The organism is Arthrobacter sp. zg-Y820 (assembly GCF_030142155.1).
GTDB lineage: Bacteria > Actinomycetota > Actinomycetes > Actinomycetales > Micrococcaceae > Arthrobacter_B.
Genome location: NZ_CP126247.1, coordinates 2,061,982 through 2,079,556, shown reverse-complemented (window position 1 = coordinate 2,079,556; position 17,575 = coordinate 2,061,982). Strand labels below are relative to the sequence as shown.

Below are 17,575 nucleotides of genomic sequence, written 5' to 3'. Positions count from 1 at the left end.
ATGAACGACGCATACCTGAACCTCGTCAACACCGGTTTCACCAAGGACATCGCCAAGAAGCTGGGCCTGCCCCGTCCGGCCATCCTGCGGCGCTTCGATCCGGCCCAGCCGCTGGTCCCCGGACCGGTGCTGGTCCTGGGCAAGGGCGAAGCCGCGGACACGCTCTCGCAGCTGCTGCTCGGCTGGGACCAGGATGTCCGGCGGCATGCCACGCCCAAGGAGAAGCTCGGCGCCATCCTGCTGGTGCTGGATACCGCAGCCGCTCCCGAGGATCTGGGCGAGGTCACCCTGGCCGCCGGCGCGGCACTGCGGGACCTGGCCCCGGGCGGACGCGTGGTCACCGTCTCCCGGCCCGCCGCCGAGGCACAGGAACCCGAGGCGGCAGCGGCACGGCAGGGAATTGACGGGCTGCTCCGCTCCATTGCCCATGAACTGCGCGGCGGAGCCACCGCCAACGGCATCATCCTCGCCAACGGTGCTCCCGCCTCGACTCCGGGCACGGCGGCAGCCCTGCGCTTCCTGCTCTCGGGCAAGAGCGCCTACGTCAACGGCCAGTTCATCACCGTCGGTTCCGACGCCGGCACGCTGCCCGCGGACTGGAACGCTCCGCTGGCCGGCAAGGTTGCGGTGGTGACCGGGGCCGCCCGGGGGATCGGCGCGGCCATTGCCCGGGTCCTGCACCGCGACGGCGCCACGGTGATCGTCGTTGACGTGCCGGCGGCCGGCGAACAGCTGGCCAAGGTGGCCAATGAGATCTCCGGCACCGCACTGCAGGTGGACATCACCCGCGACGACGCCGCCGACCGCATCCTGGCCCACGCCAAGGAACGCTACGGGCACCTGGACATCGTCATCCACAACGCCGGCATTACCCGCGACAAGCTGCTGGCCAACATGGACGAATCCCGCTGGCAGTCGGTCGTTGCCGTGAACATTGCGTCGCAGTTGAAGATGAACCGGACCCTGCTGGCCTCGGAGACCTTCAGCCGCGAAGGCCGGATCGTCTCGCTGGCCTCCACCAGCGGCATCGCCGGCAACCGCGGACAGACCAACTACGCCGCCTCCAAGGGCGGAGTCATCGGCATGGTGCGGGCGACGGCGCCGCTGCTGGCTCCACGCGGCGGCTCCATCAACGCCGTGGCTCCCGGTTTCATTGAAACCGACATGACAGCAGCCATTCCGGCCCTCACCCGCCAGGTGGCGCGCCGCCTGAGCAGCCTGCAGCAGGGCGGCCTGCCCATCGACGTGGCCGAGACCATTTCCTTCCTGGCCTCGGACGCGGCCGGCGGCGTGAACGGACAGGTTGTGCGGGTCTGCGGCCAGAACATGGTGGGCGCATGAGTGAGACCCAGCTGGGCGAGATACCCGCGCTCGGCAAGCTGTATGTCGGTGCCGTCGGCGCTGCGGCCAGGGCGCGGCTCTCCTCGGCTCCGGCGTCCCGAACCTTGCCGGCGGACCGGCACACGGTGCGCGGCGCCCGTGTGGACCTGGAGCGGCTGGCGGACTTCCAGCGGCTCGTGCTGCACAGCGCGTCCGACTACCTGCCCTCCGGTTTCGTGCACACGTTCGCGTTTCCGGTGGCGATGAGCCTCATGGCTCGGGAAGATTTCCCGCTGCCGCTGCTGGGCATGGTGCATCTTCGGAACCGTGTGGAGCACTTCCGGCCGATCCATTACACCGAACCGCTCACCGTCACCGCCTGGGCGGAAAACCTGGCCGGACACCGCGCCGGCACCTCCGTGGAGCTGATCGCCGAAGTCCGCGCCGGAACCGGGGAGGGCACGGGGGAGGGCACGGGGGATGGCACGGGGGAGAACACCGCCGTCGTCTGGCGCGGGCGGTCGACCTATCTCGCCAAGGGTGTGTTCCTGCCCCGCCTTGACCGGCCGGGTGCACGCGCACCCCGCCCGGATTTCGTTCCCCCGCAGCCGACGGCGCAGTGGCGGCTCGGCGCGGACGCGGGGCGCAACTACGCGCGGGTGTCCGGCGACTTCAACCCGATCCACCTCAGCAGGCTGTCGGCGAAGGCGCTGGGCATGAAGCGGTCGCTGGCGCACGGCATGTACCTGGCCTCCCGGGTGGTGGCCGACATCGTGCAGAACCGGCAGGAGCCGTACGAGTGGACCATCGAGTTTGACTCTCCGGTGTTCCTGCCGGCGACGGTCGCCCTGTCAATCTCCGATGCGGAAGGGGAGGACGGGTACGCCGGATCCACCTTTGTTGGTTGGAACCAGCGCTCCCTTCGCCGGAACTTCACCGGCAGTGTCCGGCCGCTGTAGTTCCGCCCGGGCTGCTACCGTGCCCTCATGATGAAATCGGACGCATTGCTTGCCGCTGCCCGGGAGCTGGACGCGGCGGACCCGCTGGCCGGCTTCCGGGACCGCTTCCTGGAAGCCGACGGCGTCAGCTCCTATCTGGACGGCAATTCGCTGGGCCGTCCGCTGCGGGCCAGCGCGGCGCATCTGCAGGACTTTGTGCAGGTCCAGTGGGGCACCCGGCTCATCCGCGGCTGGGATGAGCAGTGGCTGGAGCTGCCGCAGCAGCTCGGCGACGCGCTGGGCGCCGCGGTGCTCGGCGCCGCCGCCGGGCAGTGCATCGTGGCCGATTCCACCACGGTCCTGCTCTACAAGCTGGCCCGTGCCGCAGTGGCTGCCCGCCCGGGGCGGACCGAGATTGTCCTGGACACCGACAACTTTCCCACCGACAGGTATGTTCTGGAGGGCATCGCCAATGAGTGCGGGCTGACCCTGCGCTGGATCGCCGCCGACTACGACGGCGGCGTCAGCGCCGACGCAGTGGCGCAGGCGGTCGGGCCGCAGACCGCCCTGGCGGTCTTCAGCCACGTCGCCTACCGCTCCGGTTTCCTGGCCGACGCCGCAGCCATCACGGCAGCAGTGCACGACGCCGGGGGACTGGTGCTCTGGGACCTGTGCCACTCAGCGGGGGCGGTTCCGGCACAGCTGGACGCCTGGGACGTGGACTACGCGGTGGGCTGCAGCTACAAATACCTCAACGGCGGCCCCGGTGCCCCGGCCTGGGCCTATGTGGCCCGGCGGCATCAGGAGACCTTCACCCAGCCCATCCAGGGCTGGCTGGGCAGCGCCGACCCCTTCGGCATGGCCCAGGGCTACACGCCGGCCGCCGGCATCCGCCGGCTGGTGTCCGGAACGCCGCCGGTGCTCGGCATGCTGCCCCTGCGGGACATGGTCGCGCTCCTCGCCGAGGCCGGCATCGATGCGGTGCGGACCAAATCCGTGGCCCTCACCGAATATGCCCTGGCGGCGGTGGACACCCTGCTGGCGCCGCACGGCGTCGTCCTGGCCTCTCCTCGCGCCGCCGAACGGCGCGGCAGTCACATCACTATCGATCATCCATCGTTCCAGGCCGTCACCGCGGCCCTGTGGAAGCAGGGAGTGATCCCCGACTACCGGAATCCGTCCGGAATCCGGCTGGGGCTGTCCCCGCTGTCGACGTCGTTCGAGGAGACGTTCACCGGAATCGCGGCGGTCTCGGCGGAGCTGCGCCGCCAACCGGCGGAAAGTCCCCGCCGGACGGAAGCCCGTCCGGTCCGCTGAGGCCCGCGGCCGCGGAGGCCAAGTATTGGAATTGACAACCGGCATGGACCGGGAGCCATAATGTTAGCGCTCACATATTTATGTGACGCACTTCTCATTTCCGGCCTGCCGGGCCGGCTGCGGGAAGGGTAAGCCGCGTCACGCGATCCGGTAGTTTCTCCGCTAGACAACGACGTCAATCGAAAGGGCTCCTTCGTGAAAATCCGTAAACTCCTGCTCAGCCTGACGGCGGGCATCCTGGCCGTGTCAGTGGCCGGCTGCGGTTCCGGCTCGGGCCGCGGCGGCGCTGATTCCGACGCCGCCGAATCGGGCGACAACGCCGGCGCGCTGGTGGGCATTGCCATGCCGACCAAGACCTCGGAACGCTGGATCAAGGACGGCGACTCCATCAAGGCAGAGCTTGAAGAGCTCGGTTACGAAACGACCCTGGAATACGCCGACGACGACATCCCCACCCAGGTCCAGCAGGTGTCCAACATGATCACCAAGGGCGCCAAAGTCCTGGTCATCGCGGCCATCGACGGCACCGCCCTCAGCGATCAGCTGGACAACGCGGCCGCCGCCGGCATCAAGGTGATCGCCTATGACCGCCTGATCACGGGCAACAAGAACGTTGACTACTACACCACCTTTGACAACTACACCGTAGGTGTCCAGCAGGCCACATCGCTGCTGACCGGCCTGGGCATCCTCGACGCCGAGGGCAAGGAGACCGGGGCAGCGGAACCGAAGAACGTCGAACTCTTCGCCGGCAGCCCTGATGACAACAACGCCAACTTCTTCTACGACGGCGCCATGGCCACCCTGCAGCCCCACATCGACAAGGGAACCCTCGTGGTCCAGAGCGGACAGACCGGGTTCTCGCAGATCGCCACCCTGCGCTGGGATCCGGCCACCGCGCAGAAGCGCATGCAGAACCTGATCGCCAGCAACTACTCGGGCGGCGAGAAGGTCGACGGCGTGCTGTCCCCGTATGACGGCATCTCCCTGGGCATCATTTCCGCCCTTACCGGATCCGGCTATTCACCGGATGCCCTGCCCGTCATCACCGGACAGGACGCCGAAGCCGCGTCAGTGAAGTCCATCATGGACAACCAGCAGTACTCCACGATCTTCAAGGACACGCGTGCCCTGGGCGAGCAGACCGTTGCCATGGTTGATGACGTGCTCAAGGGCGAAGTCCCCGAGACCAATGACAACGAGACGTACGACAACAAGGTGAAGATTGTCCCGACCTTCCTGCTGGATCCGATGGTGGTCACGAAGGACAACTACGAGGAAGTCCTCGTCGACAGCGGCTACTACCAGGCCTCCGACCTCAAGTAACCCCCTACCACCGCGGTTCCGAAGGCGGCAGCCGGATCCGGCTGCCGCCTTCGGAACACCGCCGGCAAGGACACGAACGTGAACGCGAATATTCTTTCCATGCGGGGCATCACCAAGTCGTTCCCCGGGGTCAAGGCACTGCAGGAAGTCTCCCTGGAGGTCCAGCAGGGGCACGTCCATGCCATCTGCGGAGAAAACGGCGCCGGGAAATCCACCCTGATGAAGGTCCTCTCCGGCGTCTATCCGGCCGGAACCTACGAGGGCGGAATCTACCTGGACGGTGAACTCCAGGAGTACAAGGACATCAAGGACTCCGAGTCCGCCGGCGTGGTGATCATCCACCAGGAACTGGCGCTGAGCCCGTTCCTGTCCATCGCAGAGAACATCTACCTTGGCAATGAACAGTCCAAGGGCGGTTTCATTGACTGGCACCGGACCAACCTCGAGGCCGCGAAGCTTCTCGAGCGGGTGGGCCTGGCGGAAAACCCGGCCATCCGGATCCAGGACATCGGCGTCGGCAAGCAGCAGCTGGTGGAAATCGCCAAGGCGCTGTCCAAGCGGGTGAAGCTGCTAATCCTGGACGAGCCCACGGCAGCCCTGAACGATGAAGACTCCGAGCATCTGCTGGGTTTGATCAAGGACCTGCGCAGTGACGGCATCACCTGCATCATCATCAGCCACAAGCTCAACGAGATTAAGGCGATCGCCGACGCCGTCACCATCATCCGTGACGGCCGCACCATCGAAACGCTGGACATGCATGCCGACGAAGTCTCCGAGGAGCGCATTATCCGGGGCATGGTGGGACGCGACCTGGACAGCCGCTATCCGGAGCACACTTCGGTCATCGGCGAGGAAGTCCTGCGCATCGAGGACTGGACGGTGCATCATCCGCTGGACCGGTCGCGCAAGGTCGTCACCGGCGCCAACCTGTACGTGCGGGCCGGTGAGATCGTGGGCATCGCCGGACTGATGGGGGCCGGCCGCACGGAACTGGCCATGAGCGTGTTCGGCCACAGCTACGGGCACAACATCAGCGGCCGCACCTACAAGGACGGCCGCGAGATCACGATGAAGACCGTCGGCCAGGCCATCGCCCACGGCCTGGCGTACGCCACCGAAGACCGCAAGCGCTACGGCCTGAACCTCATCGAGGACATTAGGCGCAACATCTCGGCGTCCAGCCTGAACAAGCTGTCCGTCCGCGGCTGGGTGGATCCGTACCGGGAGCATCTGACGGCGGAGAAATACCGCACCAGCATGAACATCAAGGCGCCGTCGGTGCTGTCGCTGACCGGCAAGCTCTCCGGCGGAAACCAGCAAAAGGTGGTGCTCTCCAAATGGATCCACACCAATCCGGACGTGCTGATCCTGGATGAGCCCACCCGCGGCATCGACGTCGGTGCCAAGTATGAGATTTACACCATCATCAACGAGCTGGCCGACCAGGGGAAGGCGATCATTGTGATCTCCTCCGAGCTGCCGGAACTGCTGGGGATCTGCGACCGCATCTACACCCTCGCCGAGGGCCGCATCACCGCGGACGTCCCGCGGGAGAAGGCCAGCGCCGAATACCTCATGCAGTACATGACCCGTGATGCCAGGACTCCTGCCGCCGCGACAGACAAGGAACGCCAATGAGCACTCTCACCGACCAGGGTCCGTCCACCGGCGCTCCCGCGCCGAAGACCAACCCGACAGGAATCGTCGGCTCTGCCCTGAACTACCTCACCGGGCAGCTGCGCCAGGTGGGACTGTTCATCGCACTGATCGCGATCATCATCTTTTTCCAGATCACCACCAACGGGATCACCCTGGCACCGATCAACGTGTCAAACCTGATCATCCAGAACAGCTACATCCTGATCCTCGCCGTCGGCATGGTGCTCGTGATCATTGCCGGGCACATTGACCTCTCGGTCGGCTCCGTGGTCGCCTTCACCGGCGCGGCCGCGGGCGTCATGATCACCCAGTGGGGGCTGCCCTGGTGGCTGGCCGCCGTCCTGTGCCTGGTCCTCGGCGCCGCCGTCGGAGCCTGGCAGGGGTTCTGGATCGCCTACTTCGGAATTCCGGCGTTCATCGTGACCCTGGCGGGCATGCTGACGTTCCGCGGACTGACGCAGATTGTGCTGCAGAACCGGCAGATCTCGCCGTTCCCGGATCAGTTCCGCGACCTGGGCAGCGGATTCCTTCCCGACCTCGGCGGAGGGACGAGTTTCCTGGAACCGCTGACAGTGATCATCGGAGTGCTTTCGGCCGCCGCCCTGGTGGGCTCGGGCATCCGGCAGCGGATGATCCGCCGCCGGCACCAGCTGGTCGACGAACCGATGCTCTGGTTCGCGGCCAAGCTCGTCCTGACCGCCGGCCTGATCCTGTTCATCACCTATCTGCTGGCCAGCTACCGCGGAACGCCCATCGTCCTGGTCATCCTGGGCCTGCTGACGGTCGGCTATGCCGCCGTCATGAACCGCAGCGTCTGGGGCCGCCACATCTACGCCATGGGCGGGAACCTGCACGCGGCGGAACTCTCCGGCATCAACACCAAGCGGACCACCTTCACCGTCTTCATCAACATGGGCGTCCTGGCCGCGCTGGCAGGGCTGGTCTTCACCGCGCAGCTGAACCTGGCCAGTCCCAAAGCGGGCGAGGGATTCGAGTTGGATGCCATCGCCGCAGTCTTCATCGGCGGAGCTGCCGTCACCGGCGGCATCGGCCGGGTGACCGGAGCCATCATCGGCGGTCTGATCATCGGAATCCTGAACAACGGCATGTCCATCATGGGCGTCGGCACCGAGTACCAGCAGCTGATCAAGGGGCTCGTCCTGCTGGCAGCCGTGGCGTTTGACGTCTTCAACAAGCGCCGCGGATCCTCCTTGATCACGTAGCAGGAGCACACACACATGTGGCCGGCACCCGCAGGGCGGGTGCCGGCCACAGGAATGTCAGCCCTGCTGGGAGGAGACCCTAGTGATGGGCCTTCACAGCCAGGACGGGGCAGTCGGCCTGGAGCAGCACGCGCTGCGCCGTGCTGCCCAGCAGCATCTTGCCGACCGGGGTGCGGCGGCGCAGCCCCAGGACAACCAGCTCGACTTCCGGCCCGGCGGCCGCCGCGAGGATCTCCTCGGCGGGATCGAAGTCGCCGACCGGGTGGACCAGCTCGTAGGCCGTTCCATCCGCGGTCAGCTCTGCTTCGAGCTGGGCAAGCGCCGCGTTATTGGCGTCCTCCTGCTCCTGATGGTGCAGTCCGTGACGGGGGAACGCCACGTTCACGATGACCAGCAGCGCTGCGCGGTCACTGGCCTCCCGGCGGGCGGCGTCCAGCGCCGCCGTCCCCTCGGGGGTGGGAAGAAATCCGACGACAATACTCATGGTGCTCCTGACCTAGGGATGGAAACGCGGGGCGGGGAAAAGGCTTAGCCCCGGAGTTCTTCGGCATCAGTAAAGCGGGTCTTCTTGGCGCGCACGGCCCGGTTCCAGAACCAGGTCAGCACCCACAGCAGCAGGCCCAGCAGCAGCATGAGGCCGGCAATCTGGTATTCGATCGGATCCTGCGCCCAGGGGCCCAGGAGGAAAGCGCAGGTGAAGACACCGACGTAGGGCAGGAAGCCGGGGGAGCGGAAATGCTTGCTCTCGTGCGGGGTGCGGCGCAGCACCAGGCAGGCGATGTTCACCACGGTGAACACAGCCAGCAGCAGCAGCGCCGTGGTCCCGCCCAGGGCGGTGACGGTTTCCTTGCCCATGAAGTTGGTGACGGTGATGATCAGGCCCAGCGCGATGGCGGTGGTGAAGATGATCGAAGCCCACGGCGTCCGCCGCCCGGGGAGCACCTTGGAAAGTGAACGGGGAAGCACATCCTGCTTCGCCATGCCGTACAGCAGGCGGCTGGCCATCAGCATGTTGATCAGGGCGGTGTTGGCCACGGCAAAAATGGACAGGAACGGATAGATGACGTCCACCGGCAGGTTGGGTGCCCCGGCACGCACGACCTCCAGAAGCGGGGTTGCGCTGGAGGAGAGCTGGCCCACGGGCACAATGGCGACGGCGGCAATGGACACCAGCAGATAGACAGCCAGCGTGATGCTTAGCCCGGTCAGCATGACCTTCGGGAAAATCTTGGCCGGATCCTTGGTTTCCTCAGCCATGTTGACCGAGTCCTCAAAGCCCACCATTGAGAAGAAGGCCAGCGATGTGGCGGCCGTGAGGGCCAGGAAGACGCTCTTGTTTCCTTCGGTTTCGAAGACCATGACGCGGGAGAAATCGACATTCCCCTGGCTCATTGCCCAGAATCCAATCAGGATGACAATCAGCAGACCGGTAAGTTCGATGATCGTCAGGACCACGTTGAACTTGATGCTCTCCCCGACTCCGCGCAGGTTGATCACGGCGAGGACCAGCATGAAGATGACGGCCACCCATGTGACTCCGGTCTGTCCCCAATCCAGGTCAAAGCCGACGATGAAGTTTTCGGCCAGGAACTTGGCGGCCGTCGAAGCTGAGGTAATTCCTGAGCTCAGCACGGCAAAGGTCACCAGGAAGGTGAGGAAATGAATGCCGAAGGCCTTGTGCGCATAGAGCGCGGCCCCGGCGGCCTGCGGAAATTTGGTCACCAGTTCCAGGTAGGACAGGGCGGTGATGGTGGCAACGGCGAAGGCGACCAGGATGGGTGCCCACGCGGCACCGCCGATTTCGCCGGCCACTTGGCCGGTAAGGGCATAGACTCCGGTGCCAAGAATGTCGCCGACGATGAAGAGCAGCAAAAGCTTGGTTCCCATCACCCGCTTCAGCTCGGGTTCCCCGGAGCCGATTTTTGTATCGCCCATGGCTGGTTTCCTGCTTTCTAAAGTATCTGCAATGCGGCACGAGGGCGTGTCCCGGAAATTCGGTCACGACCCGCTGCCCGGTATTCTCTGCGCTGTTAACAGGCAAAGCAATGTTACGGGACTTGACGCTCCTCCGCTTGCGCGGGACCCGGATGGCGCACGACGCGGACGGATCCAATGCGCCTGCGCTGGACGCTGAGCACCTCCAATTCGCATTCCGGTGCGGCGACAGTGTCTCCGGGACGGGCAATCCTGCCCAGCCGCGCCAGAATGTAGCCGCCGACGGTTTCGTACTGCCCTTCCGGAAGCGGGACGCCGGTCAGCCGCTCGAATTCCTGCAGGATCAGCGCTCCGTCCACCACCAGGTCGCCGCGCACCTGCCGGTGCCGGTCTTCGGGGTCCCGGAAGGTGTCGTATTCGTCGTAGATCTCCCCGACCAGTTCCTCCACAAGGTCCTCCAGGGTGACAATGCCGTCAGTGCCGCCGTATTCGTCGGCGACCACGGCAATATGGCTGCCGTTCCGGCGCATCCTGGACAGCGAGGGAACCACGGGTGCCGTACCGGGCAGGAACAGGATCGGCCGGACAATGTCACCGAGCCGGAGTGCCTCAGACTCCGGGAAACTGCCGCCGTCGCCGGTTTCCCGGAGGAGGTCGCGGACGTGGACGAAGCCGAGGACGTCGTCGGGGGACTCCCCAATGACCGGATAGCGCGAATAGGGCAGCGAGTGCACTGCCGCCCGGGCCTGGGCTACGGTCAGGTCGGCGGAGAGGAACTGCACCTGCGGCCGCGGACGCATCACCTCCTGGAGGAGCCGGTTTCCGGCGCCGAACACGTCGGAGAGAATCCGCCGGCTGTCCTCGGCCAGGACCGGACTCGCGGCGACCATGTCCCACAGCTCCTGCGACGTCACCGGCGGTGTCCTGACTTTGGGATCCCCGCCGAGGAGCCGGACCACGGTGTCAGTGGAGACCGACAGCAGCTTAATGACCGGGCGCATCACGACGGCGAAAGCGTTCAGGGGAGGTGCGAGCAGCCGGGTGAAACGCTCGGCATTCTGCATCGCGAGCCGCTTGGGCACCAGCTCCCCGAACACCAGGGACAAGTAGGCGACGGCGAGGGTCAGCAGGATGAAGGCGGTGGCATCCGCGGCGGCGGGCGGAAAGCCGAAGCTGCGGAGGGCGGGGGCCGCGGCCGGGGCCAGCGCGGAGGCACCGTAGGCCGCGGAGAAAAAGCCCGAGAGGGTGACACCAATTTGGATGGACGAGAGGAAGAGGTTTGGGTTGCGGGCAAGTTCCGCGATTCTCCGGCCGCCGGCACCCGATGCCTCAATGCGGCTGATTTGGCTCTCCCGCAGTGAAACCAGCGCCATCTCAGTGCCCGCGAAGATTCCTCCCAGCAGCACGAAGAACACCACCAGAAGCAGATTGAAGAGCGTGCCGCCATCCATGGTCAGAGCGTACCGGTGCGTCGACGCAGGGCACATGATTGACTCCTCGCGGAGTCGGGGAAAGATAATCGGAAGCAGTACGCGTCTTCCGACACGGCTGCGGCCGGTTTCAGGACCGACGGCAGTGCCTCCAACCGAAAGCGGTCGGCACCATGAGTACTGTCAATCACCCCGTGTCATCCTCCGGCTGGACCGATTGGATCCGCTTCGCCGGCGTCATCCTGCTGGTCCACGGGATTTTCAGCGCCAGCTGATGCTGGTGCCGGTCCAGCCCTGGTGGTCGCTGATCGTTATCGCGATCGACGTGTTGATCCTCTACGCGCTTGTTGCCCACGGCAGCGAGCGCGGAGCGCCTGCGCAGCGATAGCTCCCGAACCGCTACCCCGCCAGCTGCAGCACGTTCCAGGCCACCAGGGACAGTCCGAGGACCAATGCCGTGACGGCAGTAATCGTGTGGCCATGGGCCTGCATCCAGGCATACAGGGTGGAAAGGTGGCCCTGGGCCGTGTCGGGGGAGCGCAGCCAGATTCCGATCGGGACGACGACGGCGGACTGTGCCACCGCTGCGTACGCAAGGACCGTGCGCAGCTTGTCCAGCCTTCCTTTGCCGGCCCGCGGCTTCCGCTGGACCAGATACGCCCCATAAACCGCGAGTCCGGCGCCAACCGCGATGCAGAGGACGGCGGGCACCGTCACCTGGTTCAGGCTGGGCCGTGCCGGCGGCAGGTGCAGCCCAACCGCTGACAGCCCAACCAGCACGATCGATCCGGCGAGGCTGCCGCACAGGAACGGCACCGCACCGCGCCGCGGCGTCGGTGAGAGCAGGATCATGACGGTGATGCTCACCGGCACCGAACTCACCGCGCCCGCCAGAGTCACGGACACCAGGCTGGTGATGAGGCTCAGTACGGTTCAGACGTTCCGCGGCGTCATGCCGCGGGTGCATCGCCGGGGCGCGGGCGGGCGGCTCCGCGCCGGGCACGCCGCCCTTCGCGGGTGCGCCGTGCACGGATATCCGCATCCTGCTGTTCGAGGAGAGGCTCAAGGTCCTTGTGGTCTCCCGTGACCGGACGCCACCACGCCAGCGACGGATCGGAATCCAGGAGCAGTGTTCGGGCCAGCAGCGTCAGCGGCACGGCAAGAATGGCTCCGACGGGACCCAGGACCACCGCCCAGAAAAGCACCGAGAGAAAGGTCAGCGTCTCGCTGAGGTTCACCGCGTTGCCCACATACTTCGGCTGCACGATGGACTGGATGACGCCGTTGATTCCGCCGTACACAATGACAACGGCAACTGCGGTTGCCCAGCCGCCGGTGAGGTAGCCAAAAAACAGCGGCGGAATGATGGCAATGAAGTATCTAATGTTGGGAATGTAGCTGCAGGTGAACGAGAGCAGCCCCCACAGCAGGGCCCCCGGAACCTGGAGGATCACGAGGACGAGCCAGTTGAACAACCCCTGGGCCACCCCCCCAGGACAGTGGTGGCGACCATGCAGCGGCGCACTCCGGAGGCGAAGCCCTCCAGTGCGGCAACCAGTGCCGGGCGGTGGTCCTTCAGATGGTTCAGCAGCGCCGGTGTCCGGGAACCGTCCACCGCCATCAGGATGAGCAGGGTGAGGACGATGAGCAGGGCCCCCGCCAGGTTGCTGAGAGATGGAGGCGCAGGCAGCGGCGATCTGCGGCGCGAACTGCGGCAGCAGCGCTGAAAACTGCGCCAGCGCCGCAATGAGTGCTCCGGCGAAACCGGCGAGCAGGATGAAGACGGCGGCGATGCTGCCTCCGGTCGCGATGCCCCGGGGAATTCCGTGTCCCTGCAGCCACCGCCGCACCGGATGAACGCACAGGGTGAGCACAAAAGCCAAAAATGCCGGCGTGAAGATGCCGCTGGCCGCTGCCAGGCCGAAGGCTGCAAGGGCCGCCGCCGAGCATGAGCAAGATCACGGCGCTGCGGGGAAAAACGGGGCGTGCGCCGGTGTCCGATGGCCCCGAAGCCATCGAGTCCTCCTTCGTTGGCTGGACGAAAGTCCAGGAGCCCCGGGGACCGGGCCAGAAGGGATGGGACAACAAAATACCCCCGGAATCCAGTGGATTCCGGGGGTATCAATTGTGCGCGGAGGGGGACTTGAACCCCCACCCTCGTTAGAGGACTAGCACCTCAAGCTAGCGCGTCTGCCATTCCGCCACCCGCGCTTGGGTGTTTTCCGCAAGGCCTTCAGTCGTTCAAAAGCTGCGGAAGCAACGGGAAAAACTCTAACACGGATTTGGACGCAACCGTAAATCGGCGCTGGTCAGGCCTCCGGGAACTAGGCTGGCAGCATTGCCTTCGAAGGAGAACCCATGTCTGAAACCACTGCGCGCGAGCGAACAGCCGAAGATGAAGTCACCCGGATCTGCCAGGAGCTCATCCGCTTTGATACCTCCAACTTTGGAGACGGATCCGGCCCGGGGGAGCGGTCCGCCGCCGAGTACACGGCCGGACTGATCGAAGAGGCGGGACTTCAGGCTGACCTGTTCGAATCAGCCCCCGGCCGCGCCTCGGTTGTCACGCGCATGGAGGGCACCGATTCGTCCCTTCCGGCGCTGGTGGTGCACGGCCATCTGGACGTGGTCCCGGCGCAGAAGCAGGACTGGTCGGTGGACCCGTTCAGCGGGGAAGAGCGGGACGGCCTGATCTGGGGCCGCGGCGCCGTCGACATGAAGGACATGGACGCCATGATCCTCTCCGTGATGCGCAGCATGGCCCGCACCGGAACCAAGCCGAAGCGGGACCTCATTTTCGCCTTCTTTGCCGATGAGGAAGCCGGCGGAAAGTACGGGGCCACCTGGGCGGTCGAAAACCGCCGCGAACTGTTTGACGGTGCCACCGAAGCGATTTCGGAAGTGGGCGGCTTCTCGGCAACGATCGGCGGCAAGCGCACCTACCTGCTGCAGACCGCCGAGAAGGGCATCTCCTGGCTGCGGCTGGTCGCCCACGGGCGCGCCGGGCACGGTTCGCAGATCAACACCGACAACGCGGTGACCCGGCTGGCCCGCGCCGTGGCCACGATCGGAGAGTACCCCTGGCCCATTGAGCTCACCGACACCACCCGGGCCTTTTTGGACGGCGTCACCGAGCTCACCGGCGTCGAGTTCGATCCTGACAACCCGGAGAAGCTGCTGGCCGAGCTGGGCACCGTGGCCCGTTTCGTGGGCGCCACGCTGCAGAACACTGCCAATCCCTCTGTCCTGAAGGCCGGCTACAAGCACAACGTCATTCCGGGAACCGCCGAAGCCCTGATCGACGTGCGCACCCTGCCCGGGCAGGAAGAGCAGGTCCTGGCCATCATCAAGGACCTCGCCGGACCCGGAGTCGACGTCAACTACGAACACAAGGACGTCTCTCTCGAGGTGCCGTTCAAGGGCAACCTCGTGGATTCGATGATCGGCGCGCTGCAGGCCGAGGACCCGGGAGCGCCCGTCCTGCCCTACACGCTTTCCGGCGGCACCGACAACAAGTCCCTGAGCCGCCTGGGCATCACCGGCTACGGGTTCGCCCCGCTGCGCCTGCCCGAGGACCTGGACTTCACCGGCATGTTCCACGGCGTGGACGAGCGCGTTCCGGTGGATTCCCTGAAATTCGGCACGCGGGTGCTGTCCCGCCTGCTCACCAGCTACTAGGAGCCGCCCCGTGAACGTCACCGACATCCTGACCCCGGAACTCCTGGACCGCCTGCGCAGCCGGGCCGCCGGCTACGACCGGGACAACAGCTTCTTCACGGAAGACCTCGAGGACCTGCGCGCCGCCGGCTACCTGGCCCTCTTTTCCCCGCGGGAGGCGGGCGGCGCGGGGTTCAGCATTCCCGAGGTGGTGCAGGCCCAGCGCCTGCTGGCCACGGCTGCTCCGGCCACCGCGCTGGCGGTCAACATGCACCAGGTCTGGTGCGGAGTGGCGCACCTGCTGTCGCTGCGCGGGGATGATTCCCTGTCCTTCGTGCTCGAGGACGCGGTCAAGGGGGAGCTGTATGCCTTCGGCGTCTCCGAGCCGGGGAACGCCGCGGTGCTCTTTGACTCCTTCACGGCAGCGCGGCCGCAGGGGGACGGCTCCTATGCGTTCACCGGGACCAAGATTTTCACCAGCCTCTCCCCGGCGTGGACCCGGCTCGGCATTTTCGGCCGGGACGATTCCGATCCGGACGAACCCCGGCTGGTCTTCGGCTTCGCTCCGCGGGGCACCGCGGGCATCACCATCAAAGACGACTGGAACACCATGGGCATGCGCGCCAGCCAGTCCTGCACCACCGTCCTGGACAACGCGGTGCTGACCGCTGATCAGCTGGTCCGCACCACGCCGGTGGGCCCGCACGCCGACGCCTTCGTGTTCGGCATCTTCAGCCTGTTCGAGACGCTGCTCTCGGCGGTCTACACCGGAGTGGGGGACCGCGCCGTCGACCTGGCGGTGGCGGCGGCGCAGGAGCGGACGACGGCGGGCGGCGGTCCCGCCGCCCATGACCCGTTCACCCGCTGGAAAGTGGCCGATGCAGCGATCCGGATGGACGGCATCCATCCGCAGCTGGAAGCCATTGCGCGTGACCTCGAAGCCGGCACCGACCACGGCAGCCTCTGGTTTCCCCGGCTGTCCTCGCTGAAGTACCGTGCCACCGAAACCGCCCGTTCCGTCGTCGAAACGGCCGTGCGGGTGTCAGGGGGCCGAAGCTACTCACGCGGGGCGGAGCTGGAACGCCTGTATCGGGACGTCCTGGCCGGGATGTTCCACCCGTCCAGCGAAGACTCGGTCCACAACTCGGTTGCGAATGCCTGGCTGGGGCCGGTTCCCGGGGATTCCTGAGCCGGACTGTGCTTCCTGACCGGACCGGTGCTTCCTGAGTCGGCCGGTGCAGGCCGGTGCACAAGGCTCAGGCGGTGCGCTGAACCCGCATCACGCGCCGGCGGAGCCAGAAGCGCCGGGCGCCGCCGCGGTAAATGCAACTGCGGTGCAGCTCCCACTTGCCGTACTCCGCATGCCCACTGATCACCCTGCGGGCCTCGGCCACTGAATCTCCGGGGTTCACCGACACCACGAGGTACTCATAGTCCCGGAAGTTCTCGTCTGGCCGCTGCACGCCGGGCCGAAGAATTTGTTCTCGCATATCCCTCCAATTTTGCCTTCTTTACCGCTAACGTCTAGGGCATGAGCATAGATCCGCACGTGGCGCTCCAATCCCTGATGGCCGCCCTCGAAGAGCATCTGACGGCTGCTTCCCAGCGCCGCGGGGACAAGGATCCGATGGTGGAGACAGCATATCTGGCGGTGGCGGATGCCTTCGAAGTCTATGAGGAGGTCCTCTACGACGCGTACGGCGAGGTCACGCCGCTGGAGATCTATGAGGACGACGACGATGAGTTTGACGGCTCCTTTGCCGACGACGGGGAGGGAGCCGAAGAGCGGTCCTCCGGAGTCCAGCCCGGGCAATAGCTCCGGGCGCCCGGTCGGGAAATCCTGCCGCTGCGGAGCATGACATGGAACTCACCGGCGGGACGCCCCGAGGGCTGCGCGCGGACAGGTGCGGGTCGTGGCTTAGAGTTCTATCTTGTGAATTGGTTTGAAGCGCTCTTCCTCGGTCTCATTCAGGGCTTGACTGAATTTCTCCCCATCTCCTCCAGCGCCCATCTGCGAATAGTGGGTGAACTGCTGCCCGGCGCCCAGGATCCGGGCGCGGCGTTCACCGCCATCACGCAGCTGGGCACGGAAACGGCAGTGGCGGTCTATTTCTGGAAAGACATCGTCCGCATCATTAAGGCGTGGTTTGGTTCGCTGGCCGGCCGCGTTCCGCGCACCGACCCCGATGCCCGCATGGGGTGGCTGATCATCATCGGCACGCTGCCCATCGTGGTCCTGGGCCTGCTGTTCCAGGACCAGATCGAAAGCACCTTCCGCAGCCTCTGGATCGTGGCGACCATGCTGATCGTGTTCGGCATCATCCTCGCCGTGGCGGACGCCGTCGGCAAGCAGCAGCGCAAGCTGGACCAGCTCACCTACAAGCACGGCATCCTGTACGGCTTCGCGCAGGCGCTGGCCCTGATTCCGGGCGTCAGCCGCTCCGGCGGCACGATCACGGCAGGGCTGTTCATGGGCTACACCCGTGAGGCAGCCGCCCGTTATGCCTTCCTGCTGGCCATCCCCGCGGTCTTCGGCAGCGGCATCTTCCAGCTGGTGAAGTCCTTGGACGAACCGATGGTCTACGGCGGCTGGGAAACCGCCGGCGCCACTCTGGTCGCGTTCATCGTGGGCTTCATCATCATCGGCTGGTTCCTGCGGTATGTTTCCACCCGCGGCTACAGCCTCTTTGTCTGGTATCGCATCCTTCTCGGCGTCGTGATTTATATCCTGCTGGGACTCGGCGTGCTGAACGCCTAGCAACGGAAA

17 protein-coding genes and 1 tRNA gene are annotated in these 17,575 nt (G+C 65.9%); 11 read left to right on the top strand and 7 right to left on the bottom strand.

Translation table 11 applies throughout. From position 1 onward, the window contains the following. The 6 genes from QNO08_RS09425 to mmsB all read left to right on the top strand — a co-directional run bounded on the left by QNO08_RS09425 (position 1) and on the right by mmsB (position 7,786). Complete coding sequence (locus QNO08_RS09425) at positions 1–1,341, top strand: 3-oxoacyl-ACP reductase (protein ID WP_229965805.1); 1,341 nt, start codon at positions 1–3, stop codon at positions 1,339–1,341. Further along, entirely contained in the window at positions 1,338–2,279 is a 942-nt protein-coding gene (locus QNO08_RS09420) for a MaoC/PaaZ C-terminal domain-containing protein (protein ID WP_229965806.1), read from the top strand. The genes QNO08_RS09425 and QNO08_RS09420 overlap by 4 nt, the downstream gene beginning before the upstream one ends. Positions 2,280–2,306: 27 nt before the next feature. Then, entirely contained in the window at positions 2,307–3,575 is a 1,269-nt protein-coding gene (locus QNO08_RS09415) for a kynureninase (protein ID WP_229965807.1), read from the top strand. A gap of 195 nt (positions 3,576–3,770) precedes the next feature. Beyond that, positions 3,771–4,901, top strand: coding sequence for a multiple monosaccharide ABC transporter substrate-binding protein (gene chvE, locus QNO08_RS09410; protein WP_229965808.1), 1,131 nt, complete (start codon positions 3,771–3,773; stop codon positions 4,899–4,901). A gap of 99 nt (positions 4,902–5,000) precedes the next feature. Then, a complete protein-coding gene (gene mmsA, locus QNO08_RS09405) occupies positions 5,001–6,542 on the top strand; it encodes a multiple monosaccharide ABC transporter ATP-binding protein (RefSeq protein ID WP_231712708.1) in 1,542 nt (513 codons plus the stop codon). Further along, positions 6,539–7,786, top strand: a complete 1,248-nt coding sequence (gene mmsB, locus QNO08_RS09400) for a multiple monosaccharide ABC transporter permease (protein ID WP_229965810.1) — start codon at positions 6,539–6,541, stop codon at positions 7,784–7,786. Before mmsA ends, mmsB begins: the two co-directional genes overlap by 4 nt. A 79-nt stretch (positions 7,787–7,865) precedes the next feature. On the opposite strand, the gene QNO08_RS09395 is transcribed toward mmsB, so the two are convergent. From QNO08_RS09395 to QNO08_RS09385, 3 genes are all read right to left on the bottom strand, one after another. After that, the gene (locus QNO08_RS09395; RefSeq protein WP_229965811.1) at positions 7,866–8,270 is read right to left on the bottom strand and encodes a universal stress protein; all 405 of its coding nucleotides are present in this window, start codon (positions 8,268–8,270) and stop codon (positions 7,866–7,868) included. A gap of 44 nt (positions 8,271–8,314) precedes the next feature. Continuing rightward, positions 8,315–9,721, bottom strand: a complete 1,407-nt coding sequence (locus QNO08_RS09390) for an APC family permease (protein WP_229965812.1) — start codon at positions 9,719–9,721, stop codon at positions 8,315–8,317. A 113-nt stretch (positions 9,722–9,834) separates the two neighbouring features. Next, positions 9,835–11,208 (bottom strand): hemolysin family protein, encoded by a 1,374-nt coding sequence (locus QNO08_RS09385; protein ID WP_331461763.1) that lies wholly within the window; start codon positions 11,206–11,208, stop codon positions 9,835–9,837. 217 nt (positions 11,209–11,425) lie between these two features. Between QNO08_RS09385 and QNO08_RS17530 the strand changes: the two genes are divergently transcribed. Then, on the top strand, positions 11,426–11,539 hold the full coding sequence (locus QNO08_RS17530) for a DUF7144 family membrane protein (RefSeq protein ID WP_442860493.1): 114 nt from the start codon (positions 11,426–11,428) through the stop codon (positions 11,537–11,539). A gap of 11 nt (positions 11,540–11,550) precedes the next feature. On the opposite strand, the gene QNO08_RS09380 is transcribed toward QNO08_RS17530, so the two are convergent. From QNO08_RS09380 to QNO08_RS09370, 3 genes are all read right to left on the bottom strand, one after another. Continuing rightward, positions 11,551–12,051, bottom strand: a complete 501-nt coding sequence (locus QNO08_RS09380; protein WP_229965813.1) for a sulfite exporter TauE/SafE family protein — start codon at positions 12,049–12,051, stop codon at positions 11,551–11,553. A gap of 50 nt (positions 12,052–12,101) precedes the next feature. Beyond that, on the bottom strand, positions 12,102–12,626 hold the full coding sequence (locus tag QNO08_RS09375; RefSeq protein ID WP_231712713.1) for an AI-2E family transporter: 525 nt from the start codon (positions 12,624–12,626) through the stop codon (positions 12,102–12,104). A gap of 653 nt (positions 12,627–13,279) precedes the next feature. Next, positions 13,280–13,362 (bottom strand) — tRNA-Leu (locus QNO08_RS09370). A 147-nt stretch (positions 13,363–13,509) separates the two neighbouring features. On the opposite strand from QNO08_RS09370, the gene QNO08_RS09365 reads away from it, so the two are divergent. Then, entirely contained in the window at positions 13,510–14,829 is a 1,320-nt protein-coding gene (locus QNO08_RS09365; protein ID WP_229965815.1) for a M20/M25/M40 family metallo-hydrolase, read from the top strand. Positions 14,830–14,839: 10 nt separating this feature from the next. Continuing rightward, the gene (locus QNO08_RS09360) at positions 14,840–15,997 is read left to right on the top strand and encodes an acyl-CoA dehydrogenase family protein (RefSeq protein ID WP_229965816.1); all 1,158 of its coding nucleotides are present in this window, start codon (positions 14,840–14,842) and stop codon (positions 15,995–15,997) included. A 67-nt stretch (positions 15,998–16,064) separates the two neighbouring features. Here QNO08_RS09360 and QNO08_RS09355 read toward each other — a convergent pair whose 3' ends face one another. After that, positions 16,065–16,298 (bottom strand): DUF5703 family protein, encoded by a 234-nt coding sequence (locus tag QNO08_RS09355; RefSeq protein WP_229965817.1) that lies wholly within the window; start codon positions 16,296–16,298, stop codon positions 16,065–16,067. A 41-nt stretch (positions 16,299–16,339) separates the two neighbouring features. On the opposite strand from QNO08_RS09355, the gene QNO08_RS09350 reads away from it, so the two are divergent. Further along, positions 16,340–16,624 (top strand): hypothetical protein, encoded by a 285-nt coding sequence (locus tag QNO08_RS09350; RefSeq protein WP_229965818.1) that lies wholly within the window; start codon positions 16,340–16,342, stop codon positions 16,622–16,624. A 117-nt stretch (positions 16,625–16,741) separates the two neighbouring features. After that, positions 16,742–17,566 carry an undecaprenyl-diphosphate phosphatase gene (locus QNO08_RS09345; RefSeq protein WP_229965819.1) on the top strand — a complete coding sequence of 275 codons (825 nt, stop codon included), beginning with the start codon at positions 16,742–16,744 and terminating at the stop codon, positions 17,564–17,566. Positions 17,567–17,575: the final 9 nt, after the last annotated feature.